This window comes from Rhodococcus sp. X156, from assembly GCF_004006015.1.
Lineage (GTDB): Bacteria > Actinomycetota > Actinomycetes > Mycobacteriales > Mycobacteriaceae > X156.
In genome coordinates this window covers 285,374-298,235 of record NZ_CP034766.1, presented here as the reverse complement: position 1 = coordinate 298,235, position 12,862 = coordinate 285,374, and the positions used below count along the sequence as shown (strand labels likewise).

Below are 12,862 nucleotides of genomic sequence, written 5' to 3'. Positions count from 1 at the left end.
TTGCCTCGTGCCCGTGCTACTTCTCGGCAGCGACCTTCTTGGCTGCAGCCTTCTTGGCAGGCGCCTTCTTGGCCGCCGCCTTCTTCGCCGGGGCCTTCTTGGCGGGTGACTTCTTGGGTGCCGGACCCCGGGCCCGTCGCTCGGCGAGCAGCTCGATGGCCCGCTCGTCGGTCAGGCTCTCCACCGCGTCGCCCTTGCGCAGGCTGGCGTTGGTCTCACCGTCGGTGACGTAGGGACCGAAGCGGCCCTCCTTGATCACCATCGGCTGGTCGGTGTTGGGGTCCTTGCCCAGCTCGCGCAGCGGCGGCTTGGCCGCACCCTGCCGTCCCCGCCGCTTGGGCTCGGCGTAGATCTTCAGCGCCTCCTCCAGGGTGACGGTGAACATCTGCTCCTCGTCGGTGAGCGAGCGAGAGTCGGTGCCGCGCTTGAGGTACGGGCCGTAGCGGCCGTTCTGCGCGGTGATCTCCTCACCGTTGTCCGGGTCCACGCCCACCACCCGGGGCAGCGACAGCAGCCGCAGGGCGTCCTCCAGCGTCACCGTGGACAGGTCCATCGACTTCAGCAGCGAGGCGGTGCGCGGCTTGGGGCCGGCCGCCTTCTTCGCCGTCTTCTTGGCCGGCGTCTTCTTGGCAGCGGTCTTCTTGGCTGCGGTCTTGGTTGCCGTCTTGGTCGCGGTCGTCGCGGCCGGCTCCTCGGCCGCCACCGCCGGGGCCTCTGCCTCGGCCGGCGGCTCGGGCAGCAGCTCGGTGACGTAGGGGCCGAAGCGGCCCTCCTTGGCCACGATCTCGTGCCCGCTGATGGGGTCGGTGCCGAGCTTGCGGCCCTCCTGCGGCGTGGCGAACAGCTTCTCCGCCACCTCCAGGGTCAGCTCATCGGGCGAGAGGTCGTCGGGCAAGTTGGCCCGCTGCGACTCCGGCTCACCGGACTCCCCGGTGACGGTGCGCTCCAGGTACGGGCCGAAGCGCCCCACCCGGACGTAGACCGCTCGACCCTCGGAGTCGTCGAACATCCGGATGGAGTTGACCTCGCGGGCGTCGATGCCCTCCAGGTTCACCCCCACCAGCTTCTTCAGCCCACCGGTGCGGGCCACGGAGTCGGCGTCGCCGTCCTGGCCGCCGAAGTAGAAGGAGGTGAGCCAGTCGATGCGGCTCTCCCGGCCCCCGGCGATGCTGTCGAGGTCGTCCTCCATGGAGGCGGTGAAGTTGTAGTCCACCAACCTGCCGAAGTGCCCCTCCAGCAGCCCGATGACGGCGAAGGCCACCCACGAGGGCACCAGCGCGCTACCCCGCTTGTAGACGTAGCCGCGGTCCTGGATGGTCTTGATGATGGCCGCGTAGGTGGAGGGGCGACCGATGCCCATCTCCTCCATCGCCTTGACCAGGCTCGGCTCGGTGTAGCGCGCCGGGGGGCTGGTGGTGTGGCCGTCGGCCTCGAGGTCGGCGGCGGTCACCACGTGGCCCTCGGTCAGCTGCGGCAGCCGCGACTCGGCGTCGTCGGCGGCGGCGTCGGAGCTGTCCTCCACCGTCTCCACGTAGGCCTTGAGGAAGCCGGCGAAGGTGATGGTGCGGCCGGAGGCGGCGAACACGCACTCCTCGCCGGTGCCGGCGGTGCCGCTGATGCGCAGGCTCAGCGTGGTGCCGCGCACGTCGGCCATCTGGGAGGCGATGGTGCGCTGCCAGATCAGCTCGTAGAGGCGGTACTCGTCCTGGGTGAGCGTGGAGTGCAGCTCGCCCGGGGTCTGGAAGCGCTCCCCGGCGGGGCGGATTGCCTCGTGCGCCTCCTGGGAGTTCTTCACCTTCTTGGTGTACTGGCGCGGCTGCGGGTGCACGTAGGCCTCGCCGTAGAGCTCGCGGGCCTGGGTGCGGGCTGCGCTGATGGCCGACTCCGACAGCGTGGTGGAGTCGGTGCGCATGTAGGTGATGTAGCCGTTCTCGTACAGCCCCTGGGCGATGCGCATGGTCCGGTCGCTGGAGAAGCGCAGCTTGCGGCCGGCCTCCTGCTGCAGCGTGGAGGTCATGAACGGCGCGTAGGGACGGCGCGTGTACGGCTTGTCCTCGGCGGACGTGACGGTGAGCCCGACACCCTGCATCGCCTCGGCCAGGCGGCGGGCGTGCGCCTCGTCCAGCACCGTGACGGTGGAGGAGGACTTCACCTGGCCGTCGGGGCCGAAGTCGCGGCCGGTGGCCACCCGGGCGCCGTCGACGCTGTACAGCCGCGCGCCGAAGGTCTGCGGGGTGGCGTCGGCGCCGGCGTCCATGGTGGCGGAGATGTCCCAGTACGAGGCGGAGCGGAACGCCATGCGCTCCCGCTCGCGCTGCACGATGATGCGGGTGGCCACCGACTGCACGCGGCCGGCCGACAGCCGCGGCATGACCTTCTTCCACAGCACGGGGCTGACCTCGTAGCCGTAGAGGCGGTCGAGGATGCGGCGGGTCTCCTGGGCGTCGACCAGGTCGGTGTCCAGCTCGCGGGTGTTGGCGGCGGCCTCACGGATCGCGCTCTCGGTGACCTCGTGGAACACCATGCGGCGCACCGGCACCTTGGGCTTGAGGGTCTCCTGCAGGTGCCAGGCGATGGCCTCGCCCTCGCGGTCGGGGTCAGTGGCGAGGTAGAGCTCGTCCACGTCGGCCAGCAGCCGCTTGAGCTCGGCGACCTTGCTCTTCTTGTCCGGGCTGACGACGTAGAGGGCGGCGAAGTCGTGGTCGACGTCCACGCCCAGCCGAGCCCAGCCCTCGCCCTTGTACTTGGCGGGAACGTCGGCGGCACCACGGGGAAGGTCGCGGATGTGCCCGCTGGAAGCCTCGACGACGTAGTCAGCACCCAGGTAGGGGGCGATCTTGCGCGCCTTGGTGGGTGACTCGACGATCACCAACCGGCGCGTGCCGCTGCCTGCCGCCTTGCTGCGTGTTGCCAACTAGATCCGCACCTTCCTGCTGCCCCCGACGTGCCACGCGCTCACTGCCCGAGCCCTGCGGCAAGCACAGAGTGGCACACGACGCCCACAACCACAGTAGGCGGCCGGGTGCGGTGCGCTCTGAGTCTCAGCGCTTCGCGACCGGCCAGTACCCGCTGGCGGGCACTGCCGACGGTGCCGAACCCAGCATCTCGCTCAGGCGCAGCACCCGTCGCCGCCCGCTCACCCGCAGGCTCGGGCCACCCCCACGGGCGCCCAGCAGGATGGAGGCGAGGCCGGCGCGGGCCAGCGCGGCGGCCGCGGCCTGGTGGGTGTCCGGCGCGTGCGGGTCCAGCCCCAGGACGTAGTCGTTGTCCTGGCAGCGGCCCGCTGCCAGGGCCCACGCGCGCAGCGCCCGGCCGTCGGGCACCCAGCCGCGGGGCACGGCCTTGACCGCCCCCTTGGTCCAGGCCCGGCCCAGCGCGGCCAGCCCGTCGGAGCCACCGGTGCGCACCAGCGGCGCACCCTGCTCGGAGACGTCCGTCTCAGCCGTGAGTCCGGTCTCCCGGACCAGCTCAGCCACCGCGACGGCACGCCACGGCGCATCGAGCACCACCGACACGCGCGTGCGCCCCCCAGCGCGGAACGCCTGCCCGTGCGCGACCAGCAGGCCCGCCAGGTCGCTCACCGCGGGCACGGCCATGTCCGCAGAGAAGAAGGACAGCTGGTCGGTCACCGCCGGCCCTGCCCTCGACAGCTGGTGTTGCCCCGCATCGTTCATGTCCCCCGGTTGTGTGCTGAGCTGACGCGGCACGGTCGACGGGCCCGCCGGCGCCCGTGCCCAGAAATGACTGAGCCCCCACCGTCGAGGACGGTGGGGGCTCAGTGAAGCTGAGTGGGAAAACTCAGAGGGCGCGGACGCCCGTCGCCTGGGGACCCTTGGTGCCCTGGCCGACCTCGAACTCCACGCGCTGGTTCTCCTCGAGGGTGCGGAAGCCGCTGCCCGAGATCTCGGAGTAGTGCACGAAGACGTCAGCCGAACCGTCCTCGGGGGCGATGAAGCCAAACCCCTTCTCCGCGTTGAACCACTTCACAGTTCCCTGTGCCATGCCTGTATCTCCTCTTGCAAAATGATTTCAGTCGGCCGCACGTACGACCTACCGGGTCGGTAACGAGTGGGCCCCCCGAAAGACACCACACCCGCAACACCGATCCTGCGAGCGCGTGTGCTTTCTCAAGACCTCACGAACACAGAAGCTGCGACCGAGTACAAGTGAACCACGATCTTCGCCTCGGCGACACCCCACGGGCAGAAATCACCCCAAATCTCTGTGATGCACACCCCATCCGCGCCGCTCGTGGGTGATCGTGCAGGGGTGCGGGCGGGACTAGGGTCGCACCCAGATGACTACCTCTCTGCCCTGCTCACCCGGCACGTACGGCTCCGAGCTGCTCGACCGGGTGCTGGCCGGCGTTCCCGGCGCACAGTCACCTGTGACGCACGTCGCACAGCTGCCTGCCCGGGTGGCTGCCCACACCGCCTGGCCCGGCTGGGTGACGCCCGCCCTGGTGTCCGCGCTCGGCGAGCGAGGGGTGGCCCAGCCGTGGACCCACCAGAGCACCGCGGCCACGCTGGCCCACTCCGGGCAGCACGTGGTGGTGGCCACCGGCACCGCGTCGGGCAAGTCGCTGGCCTACCAGCTCCCTGTGCTCACCGCGCTGGCCCAGGACCCGCGGGCCACCGCGCTGTACCTCTCTCCCACCAAGGCCCTGGGCGCGGACCAGCTGCGCTCGGCGCAGGCGCTGGGCGACCGGGAGGTGCGGGCGGCGATGTTCGACGGCGACACCCCGCTGGACGAGCGCGACTGGGTGCGGGCGCACTCGCGCTGGGTGTTCACCAACCCGGACATGCTGCACCGCGGGGTGCTGCCCCGGCACGAGCGCTGGGTGCGCTTCCTGCGCCGGCTGCGCTACGTGGTGGTGGACGAGTGCCACTCCTACCGCGGGGTGTTCGGCTCGCACGTGGCCCTGGTGCTGCGCCGGCTGCAGCGGCTGTGCGCGCGCTACGGCTCCGAGCCGGTGTTCATCCTGGCCAGCGCCACCTCCGCCGACCCAGGTCCCGCGGCGTCGCGGCTGGTGGGCGCACCGGTGGTGGCGGTGACCGAGGACGGTTCGCCACACGGACCGCGCACGGTGGCGCTGTGGGAGCCGCCGCTGCTGGCCGAGGTGACCGGGGAGAACGGCGCCCCGGTGCGCCGGCCCGCGGGCACCGAGGCCGCGCGGATCATGAGCGACCTGGTGGTGGAGGGCGCCCGCACCATGACGTTCGTGCGCTCCCGCCGGGGGGCGGAGCTGACCGCCCTGGGCGCGCAGCGCGCGCTGGCACAGGTCGACCCCGCGCTGGCCGGGCGGGTGGCCGCCTACCGGGCCGGCTACCTGGCCGAGGACCGCCGCAAGCTGGAGCGCTCGCTCAACGACGGCACCCTGCTGGGGGTGGCCACCACCAACGCGCTGGAGCTGGGGGTGGACGTGGCCGGCCTGGACGCGGTGGTGGTGGCGGGCTTTCCCGGCACGGTGGCGTCGTTCTGGCAGCAGGCCGGCCGGGCCGGGCGGCGCGGCGAGGGCTCGCTGGTGGTGCTGGTGGCCCGGGACGACCCGCTGGACACCTACCTGGTGCACCACCCCGCGGCGCTGCTGGACCGCCCGGTGGAGGCGGCGGTGACCGACCCGACCAACCCCTACATCCTGGGCCCGCACCTGGCCTGCGCCGCCGCGGAGCAGCCGCTGACCGACGCCGAGGTGGAGCAGCTGTGGGGCTCGCCCACCGAGCTGCTGGCCGAGCTGTGCGAGCTGGGCGTGCTGCGCCGACGCCCGCGCGGCTGGTACCTGGCCGCGGGGCAGCACCCGCACCAGGAGCTGGACCTGCGTGGTTCCGGTGGCCTGCTGGTGGCGGTGGTGGAGGAGTCCACCGGTCGGATGCTGGGCACGGTGGAGAGCGGGCAGGCCCCGGCCCAGGTGCACCCCGGCGCGGTGCACCTGCACCAGGGGGAGTCGTACGTGGTGGACGCCCTGGACCTGGAGCACGGGGTGGCGCTGGTGCACGCCGAGGACCCCGACTGGTCCACCTCGGCCCGGGAGGCCAGCGACATCGCCATCGTCAAGGTGCTGGAGCAGACCAACCACGGCGAGGTGTCGGTGGCGCTGACCGAGGTGGACGTGACCAGCCAGGTGACCGGCTACCTGCGCCGCGCGCCGTCGGGGGAGGTGCTGGAGTCGGTGGAGCTGGACATGCCGGCGAACACGCTGCGCACCCGCGCGGTGATGTACACCGTCACCGAGGAGCTGCTGGCCCGGGCCGGGGTGGCTCCCGCTGACGTGCCGGGCTCGCTCCACGCCGCCGAGCACGCCGCCATCGGGCTGCTGCCACTGGTGGCCACCTGCGACCGCGGCGACATCGGCGGGGTGTCCACGGCGCTGCACCCCGACACCGGGCTGCCCACGGTGTTCGTGCACGACGGCCACCCCGGCGGGGCGGGCTTCGCCGACCGCGGGCACACCGAGCTGCCGCGGTGGCTGCAGGCCACCCGGGACGCGATCGCGGCGTGCGAGTGCACCAGCGGCTGCCCGTCCTGCGTGCAGTCGCCCAAGTGCGGCAACGGCAACGACCCGCTGGACAAGGCGGGCGCGGTGCGGGTGCTCGACGCCGTGCTCGCCGCGATCTCCGCCTAGCCACCTCCGCCCAGCCCCCGCTCACTCGCCCTGCACCGGGCCGGCGCGGGCTCGGCCGTGGGCGGAGCCCAGCGAGGCGGGTCCGGCGGCGTCCACCTCCACCACCGCGTCCCAGCCGTCCAGGCGGCACGACGCCAGGCTCACGTCCATCCCGTCGGTGACCACCGCCGCCCGCCCACAAGCAGCGGCCTCCCCCTCCAGCACGTGGCTCGCCGCGGCCAGCGCCGCGAGGTCGGCAGCGGCCTCCGCACGGTGGCGGGCGCCGACTGCAGCACCGAGCTGCACCACCACGCCGACCAACACCAGCAGCGTGGCCATGCCCAGCACCGTCCACACGGTGGCCGAACCCCGCTCGTTCACGGCCCGACCGGCGCGGCGCTGGGTTCTCCGGCAGAGGGCTCCAGCACCGCCACCGCCTCCCCGGAGATGTCGACCGCGGGCAGCAGGGCACTGGTGGCCTCCACTCGCACCACCACGGTGTCACCCTCGGTGCGCACCGACACCGCCGCTCCGCGGGGCGCCACCTGCTCGGCCACCGACACCGCCCGCTCTCCCTCTCCCCGCGCCGTCAGCCGGGCCGCCTCCCGCGCAGCGTCGAGGCACTGCACGTGCATCGCCACCGCGAGCACCGCGCCCATCCCCGCCACCAGCACCACGGTGAGCGAGGACAGCGCGATGGCTGCCTCCACCGTGACCCCGCCACGGTCATCGCGGACGGCGGCCCGACCGACGGCTCGCATCAGACGCTGGTGGACAGCGCTCGCTGCACCAGGCCGGTGAGCGCACCGACCACCGAGTCACCGGTGACCACGGTGTAGAGCACCGCCCCGAAGGCTGCGGCGGCGATGGTGCCGATGGCGTACTCGGCCGTGGACATCCCGTCGTCCTGCGCCGCTGCCAGCAGCAGCCTGGTGGTCAGCCGCTGCTTGAGGCTGATCGTCTCCCCCGTGCCCTTCGCTCCTGCGCCATCCTGCTTCCGCACGTCCTGCGTGGTTCTGGTCATCACGTCCCCCTTCTGCGCACCGTGGACCATCCACGGTGGACAACTCGTGGCTCAGACAAGCCCGCCCTGCAGCAGCGGCCCGGCCAGCCCCACCACCACCGGCGCGACGCCGAGGCAGACGAAGGCCGGCAGGAAGCACAGCCCCAGCGGCCCGGCCACCAGCACGCCCGCGCGTTCGGCCCCCGCGGCCGCGCTGTCCTCGGCGGCCGCCCGCTGCAGCTCGGCCAGCTCGGCCACGCCCCCGGCCAGCGACGCACCGGAGCGCCCGGAGCGGCGGGCGAGCCGGGCGAGCGGCTCGGTGTCCTCCTGCTCCGCCGCCGCGGCCCAGGCCGCTGCCGGGTCGGCACCCAGCCGGAGCAGCTCGCCCGCCTGGCGCAGCGCCGCAGCCATCGCCGGGGGCGCCGAGGGGGCCACCACCAGCACGGCGGTGGCCACCGGCAGCCCGGAGTGCAGGCACGCGGCCAGCAGGTCGTAGGCACCCGCCGCACCCAGCCGGTCTGGCGGAGTGGCGGGACCGCGACTGACTCGGCGCATCCCCACGTAGCCACCCGTCGCCAGAAGCACCCCGCAGGTCGCTCCGGCAGCACCGCCGATGCCCAGCACGGCCGCGAGCCCCAGCAGTACAGCCACCAACACCGGGGCCACCGCGTCAGCCCGACTCGACTGGCTCGGGTCTGCGGCGCTGAGCAGGGCCTGCACCCGGGCGCGGGACGGCACCGTGGGCGCCGCCAGCAGAGCCAGCGCGAGCAGCACCGCCGTGGCCGTCACCGCACGGCCCTGGCCGTGATGCGCCCGGTCCAGGCCAGGCCCGCGCAGATCAGCACCGTGCCGGTGACCAGCAGCAGTCCGCCGGTGGTGTCGCGCAGCAGCAGCCGCACGGGGTGCGCGCCGATCGCCTGGCCCAGCGCGATGCCCAGCAGCGGCAGACCCGCGAGCACCGCGGCCGTGGAGCGGGCACCGGCCAGCCCGGCCTCGGTGCGGCTGCGAAAGCGCAACCGGCCCGCGAGGTCGCGGCGCACCGCCTCGAGCAGCTCGGCCAGCGCCACCCCGCGCTCGTCGGCCACCCGCCACGCGGCGGCCACCCGGTCCAGCTCGGCGTCCAGCCCGGGTCGGCGCGAGCGCAACCCGGACGCGGCACTGGCACCCAGCCGGGCGCGGGCAGCGGCCTCGGCGAGCACCACCGACACCGGACCACTGACCTCCGCAGCCGCCGCGGCGCACGCTGCTGCCGGGTGGGCACCCACCCGCAGCTCGCCGACCAGCACCTCCAGCGCCGCGACCAGCGTGGCAGAGGCCAGTGCGTCCTCGCGGGACCGTCGGCGCAGCCGCCAGCGCCGGTGGGCGGTGACCGCCAGCAGCAGCGCCGCCACGGCCGGCAGCGGTCCGCCCGCCAGCACGCCGACGCTCGCAGCGGCCGCAGCCACCCCGGCCGCCGACAGCGTCGGGAGGCGGCGTGCCGCAGCTGCGTCGTGGCCCAGCCCACGCAGCCGCGCTCGGGCACCGCTGTCGGGCAGCACGAGCAGGGCGGCTGCGAGGGCGAGGGTGGCGGTCACAGCGGCACCCCGCGCTGGGCGAGCAGCTCGACCAGCAGCCCCATGCCCGCGCCGGCGCCGTCGTCGCGGGTCCACGCCCGCAGCACCGAGACGGTGCCGCCGGGTGAGCGGGTGAGCACGCCGATGCCGGTCAACCCCCTGGCCCCGTCGGCGCCGCGGTGCACGTGCAGCACCACCTGCACCGCGGCGGCCAGCTGGCTGTGCAGCGCGCTGGCCCCCAGCCCGCCCAGCGCGGCCAGTGCCTCCAGCCGGGCGGGCACCTCCTGCGGGGAGTTGGCGTGCACCGTGCCGGCTCCGCCGTCGTGCCCGGTGTTCAGGGCGGTGAGCAGGTCCACCACCTCCGCGCCGCGGACCTCCCCCACCACCACCCGGTCCGGCCGCATCCGCAGGGCTTGGCGCACCAGCTGGCGCACGGTCACCTCACCGACGCCCTCCACGTTGGGCGCACGCGCGACCAGGCGGACCACGTGCGGGTGCTGGGGCGCCAGCTCGGCAGCGTCCTCCACGCAGACGATGCGCTCGGCGGCGTCCACCCGGGCGAGCAGGGCGGCCAGCAGGGTCGTCTTGCCGGCGCCGGTGCCGCCGACCACGAGGAAGGCCAGGCGCGCGGACACGATGGCCGCCAGCAGCTGCGCGCCCTCCACGCTGACGGCGCCGCCGGCCACCAACGCGTCCAGGCCCTGGGTTGCCGGGCGCAGCACCCGCAGCGACAGGCAGGTGCCATCGGCGGCGACGGGTGGCAGCACCGCGTGCAGCCGAACCCCGGCCCCGCCGTAGCCCGCGTCGGGCAGCCGACCGTCCACCCACGGCTGAGCCTCGTCCAGCCGGCGCCCGGCCGACAGCGCCAGCCGCTGGGCCAGGCGGCGGACGGCAGCCTCGTCGGCGAAGCGCACCTCGCTGCGCCGCAGCCCGGCGCCGCGGTCCACCCACACCGCGTCCGGCGCGGTCACCAGGACGTCGGCGACGTCAGGCTCGTGCAGCAGCCCCTCCAGCGGCCCGGCACCGGAGAGCTCGGTCTGCAGCATCCGCAGCGCGGCGAGCAGGTCGGTGTCCCCAAGCACCCCACCGGACTCTGCGCGGATCGCCGCGGCCACCACCGCCGGGCTCAGCTCCCCGGGAACCTCGGCCAGGCGGTGGCGCACCCGGTCCAGGAGCTCCTCGCGCTCCAGCAGCGCGCTCACGCCGCCCACCCGCGGCCACCGGCGGTCTCCAGCGCGGCGAGCACCTGCCGGGCCGCGCTGAACAGCGGCGAGCGCCGCGTCTCGCTGAGCCCGCCCCGCTCCAGCGCTGCACCCAGCCCCGGCTGCGGGCGCATGGTCGTCAGCAGCGGCAGCCCCAGGGCCTGCCCGACGTCGACCGCGCGGAGACCACCGGGTGCCGGGCCGCGCACCACCAGCTGCAGCCCTGCGCCGTGCGCCCCCAGCGCCTGCACCAGGGCGGCGGCTGCGGCGCACGCCCGCACCTCGGCCGGTACCACCAGCACAGCCAGGTCCGCGCGGTCGAGCACTGCGGCGGTGACGGGGCCCGGGTCTCTCGGCAGGTCGCACACCACCACCTCGCCACCCCTCGCCCCGGCGTCCACCACTGCCGCCACCGCCTCGGCCGAGGGGACGCTCTCCTGCCGCCCGCAGGAGAGCACCGTGAGCAGACCGCGGGCGTCGGCGCTGGGCAGCGCCTCCCGCAGCGCACCGGCCGCCACCCTGCCGCCGGTCAGGGCCACCCCGGACCACCGCAGGCCCGCGCGGTCCTCGGCTCCGAGCACCAGGTCCAACCCGCCGCCCAGGCGGTCGCAGTCCACCAGCAGGCAGCGGTGAGCCTCCGCCACCGCTGCGGTGGCCACCGCAGCCGCGAGCACCGAGGCCCCCGCTCCGCCGCGTCCGCCGAGCACGGCGACCACCAGCCCGGCACCAGCCGAAGTCTCCTGCTGCTCGCTCATCAGGTGCACCAGGAACCGCTCGCCCTCGGGCAGGGTCACCACGTGCTCCGCCCCCACCGCCACGGCGCTGCGCCAGGGCTCGTCGCCCACCGGTCCCTCGCCCAGCACCACCACCCCGGGTCGGCGCGGCAGCCCGGTCACGACGCAGCCCTGTGCCGCCCGGTCGTCGAGCAGCACCAGCGGCGCGCTGCCCCAGGACAGCCGCGCCCCGCCGGGGTCCAGGCAGAGCTCCAGCTCGCAGCCCGCGGCGGCAGCCAGGCGCAGCGCCTCCTCCTGCAGCGACTCGGCGGACAGCAGAGCGAGGATCCGTGGGGCCGTGGTGGTCATGACAGTCAGCGTGGGCGGACTCCCCCGCGAGCCCTGTGGTGCGGCTGTGACCTGTGGATGACTCCGCCCGCTGTGGACAGGGCCACCCGGCACGCCCCAGAAGTCCCCGTCCCAGTGATCACTGAGGCACCGCGGCACCACGACGAGCGCTGAGTGGCAGGATCCGGACGATGGAGCTGCAGGACTTCCTGGACCACGTGAACCGCGGCGCGCTGATCGAAGCCGGCTCCGAACAACACCAGTTCATGCACGGCGCCGCCCAGGAGGCGCTGCGGACCGTGGCCGAGATCAACACCGGATACCGCACCCCCGAGGAGGTGCGCGCCCTGCTGGCTCGACTCACCGGAAAGACCGTGCACGAGTCAGTCGCTGTCTTCCCGCCGTTCTACAGCGAGTTCGGCAAGAACCTCACCCTGGGCAAGGACGTCTTCATCAACATCGGCTGCCGCTTCCAGGACACCGGCGGCATCACCGTTGGGGACGGTGCGCTCATCGGCCACGGCAGCACCCTGACGACGCTCAACCACGGGATCAACCCCGACGAGCGCGCGGACATGTCCCCGGCGCCGGTCGTGATCGGCCGCAAGGTGTGGCTCGGTGCTGGGGTGACCGTCGTCCCGGGCGTGACGGTCGGTGACGGCGCGATCGTGGGAGCTGGTTCGGTCGTGACCAAGGACGTGCCGGCCAACGCGATCGTCGCTGGCGTGCCGGCCAAGCTCATCCGCATGACCGGGTACGACGCCTTCCCGAGCGGGTGAGCGAGCAACGCGCCGTCGAGCGGCTGATCAGCTACAGCGACGCGGTCGTGGCCATCGCCGCCACGCTGCTGGTGCTGCCGCTGGTGGACATCGCGCCCGAGGTGCAGGCCAGACCGCTCGGTGAGGTGCTCGCCGACCACCGCAGCCAGCTGCTCGCGTTCGTGCTCAGCTTCGTGGTGATCGGCCGCCTCTGGGCGGCCCACCACCGCCTGTTCCAACCGCTGCGGGGACACACGCCGGCGCTGGTGTGGCTGAACATGCTGTGGCTGCTCAGCATCGTGTTCCTGCCGTTTCCCACCCAGGTGGTGGCCACGCTCGACGGTCAGCACCGTGGAGCGGTGGGCCTCTACATCGGCACCATGCTGGTGACCAGCGCTGCGGGGTTGGCGATGGCGGTGCTGATGAGTCGTGACGAGGCACTGACGGCCCCGAGCGAGCGCACCGGGCTCGGCGTCCTGCACGCAGCGAGCGCCGCGGTCGCGCTGGCCGCAGCGCTGGCGCTCGGGGTGGCCGTGCCGACCGTGGGGCTGTGGGCCCTGCTCCTGCTGGTCCTGCAGGGACCGCTGCTGCGGCTGTTCCTGCGGATGCGGTAACGCTGGAGGTCGGGACTCCGAAATACAGGAGAACTCGTCCTTGACGACAGCGTCCGGAAGTTAAGGGACG

At 73.9% G+C, this 12,862-nt stretch carries 13 protein-coding genes; 3 read left to right on the top strand and 10 right to left on the bottom strand.

All coding sequences use genetic code 11. The features are described 5' to 3' along the window. Nucleotides 1-16 precede the first annotated feature (16 nt). From topA to ELX43_RS01395, 3 genes are all read right to left on the bottom strand, one after another. Nucleotides 17-2,914 carry a type I DNA topoisomerase gene (gene topA / locus ELX43_RS01405; RefSeq protein WP_127781811.1) on the bottom strand — a complete coding sequence of 966 codons (2,898 nt, stop codon included), beginning with the start codon at nucleotides 2,912-2,914 and terminating at the stop codon, nucleotides 17-19. 127 nt (nucleotides 2,915-3,041) lie between these two features. Next, complete coding sequence (locus ELX43_RS01400) at nucleotides 3,042-3,596, bottom strand: hypothetical protein (protein ID WP_241249840.1); 555 nt, start codon at nucleotides 3,594-3,596, stop codon at nucleotides 3,042-3,044. A 202-nt stretch (nucleotides 3,597-3,798) separates the two neighbouring features. Then, entirely contained in the window at nucleotides 3,799-4,002 is a 204-nt protein-coding gene (locus ELX43_RS01395; protein WP_127781809.1) for a cold-shock protein, read from the bottom strand. 295 nt (nucleotides 4,003-4,297) lie between these two features. Here ELX43_RS01395 and ELX43_RS01390 point away from each other — a divergent pair, with 295 nt between their 5' ends. Next, complete coding sequence (locus tag ELX43_RS01390) at nucleotides 4,298-6,622, top strand: DEAD/DEAH box helicase (protein ID WP_127781808.1); 2,325 nt, start codon at nucleotides 4,298-4,300, stop codon at nucleotides 6,620-6,622. Between the two features lie 21 nt (nucleotides 6,623-6,643). Here ELX43_RS01390 and ELX43_RS01385 read toward each other — a convergent pair whose 3' ends face one another. From ELX43_RS01385 to ssd, 7 genes are all read right to left on the bottom strand, one after another. Then, on the bottom strand, nucleotides 6,644-6,982 hold the full coding sequence (locus ELX43_RS01385; RefSeq protein WP_127781807.1) for an Rv3654c family TadE-like protein: 339 nt from the start codon (nucleotides 6,980-6,982) through the stop codon (nucleotides 6,644-6,646). After that, entirely contained in the window at nucleotides 6,979-7,362 is a 384-nt protein-coding gene (locus tag ELX43_RS01380) for a TadE family type IV pilus minor pilin (RefSeq protein WP_127781806.1), read from the bottom strand. The genes ELX43_RS01385 and ELX43_RS01380 overlap by 4 nt, the downstream gene beginning before the upstream one ends. Continuing rightward, nucleotides 7,362-7,559 (bottom strand): DUF4244 domain-containing protein, encoded by a 198-nt coding sequence (locus ELX43_RS01375; RefSeq protein WP_127784577.1) that lies wholly within the window; start codon nucleotides 7,557-7,559, stop codon nucleotides 7,362-7,364. The genes ELX43_RS01380 and ELX43_RS01375 overlap by 1 nt, the downstream gene beginning before the upstream one ends. A gap of 117 nt (nucleotides 7,560-7,676) precedes the next feature. Further along, nucleotides 7,677-8,393 carry a type II secretion system F family protein gene (locus ELX43_RS01370; protein WP_346773860.1) on the bottom strand — a complete coding sequence of 239 codons (717 nt, stop codon included), beginning with the start codon at nucleotides 8,391-8,393 and terminating at the stop codon, nucleotides 7,677-7,679. Then, complete coding sequence (locus tag ELX43_RS01365; protein WP_127781805.1) at nucleotides 8,390-9,178, bottom strand: type II secretion system F family protein; 789 nt, start codon at nucleotides 9,176-9,178, stop codon at nucleotides 8,390-8,392. The genes ELX43_RS01370 and ELX43_RS01365 overlap by 4 nt, the downstream gene beginning before the upstream one ends. Further along, nucleotides 9,175-10,368 carry a TadA family conjugal transfer-associated ATPase gene (locus ELX43_RS01360; RefSeq protein WP_127781804.1) on the bottom strand — a complete coding sequence of 398 codons (1,194 nt, stop codon included), beginning with the start codon at nucleotides 10,366-10,368 and terminating at the stop codon, nucleotides 9,175-9,177. The genes ELX43_RS01365 and ELX43_RS01360 overlap by 4 nt, the downstream gene beginning before the upstream one ends. Further along, a complete protein-coding gene (ssd, locus tag ELX43_RS01355) occupies nucleotides 10,356-11,441 on the bottom strand; it encodes a septum site-determining protein Ssd (RefSeq protein ID WP_127781803.1) in 1,086 nt (361 codons plus the stop codon). Before ssd ends, ELX43_RS01360 begins: the two co-directional genes overlap by 13 nt. 170 nt (nucleotides 11,442-11,611) lie before the next feature. Between ssd and ELX43_RS18125 the strand changes: the two genes are divergently transcribed. Then, nucleotides 11,612-12,199 (top strand): DapH/DapD/GlmU-related protein, encoded by a 588-nt coding sequence (locus ELX43_RS18125; RefSeq protein ID WP_127781802.1) that lies wholly within the window; start codon nucleotides 11,612-11,614, stop codon nucleotides 12,197-12,199. Continuing rightward, nucleotides 12,196-12,792: a TMEM175 family protein gene (locus ELX43_RS01345; RefSeq protein WP_127781801.1), complete on the top strand. Its 597-nt coding sequence runs from the start codon at nucleotides 12,196-12,198 to the stop codon at nucleotides 12,790-12,792. Before ELX43_RS18125 ends, ELX43_RS01345 begins: the two co-directional genes overlap by 4 nt. The last annotated feature ends 70 nt before the right edge of the window (nucleotides 12,793-12,862 follow it).

Bases quoted from the DNA above. Each gene is read 5' to 3' on its own strand.
- ELX43_RS01400 (WP_241249840.1), bottom strand. From the start codon at position 3,596: ATGGCCGTGCCCGCGGTGAGCGACCTGGCGGGCCTGCTGGTCGCGCAC.
- ELX43_RS01395 (WP_127781809.1), bottom strand. From the start codon at position 4,002: ATGGCACAGGGAACTGTGAAGTGGTTCAACGCGGAGAAGGGGTTTGGC.
- ELX43_RS01390 (WP_127781808.1), top strand. From the start codon at position 4,298: ATGACTACCTCTCTGCCCTGCTCACCCGGCACGTACGGCTCCGAGCTG.
- ELX43_RS01380 (WP_127781806.1), bottom strand. From the start codon at position 7,362: ATGCGAGCCGTCGGTCGGGCCGCCGTCCGCGATGACCGTGGCGGGGTC.
- ssd (WP_127781803.1), bottom strand. From the start codon at position 11,441: ATGACCACCACGGCCCCACGGATCCTCGCTCTGCTGTCCGCCGAGTCG.
- ELX43_RS18125 (WP_127781802.1), top strand. From the start codon at position 11,612: ATGGAGCTGCAGGACTTCCTGGACCACGTGAACCGCGGCGCGCTGATC.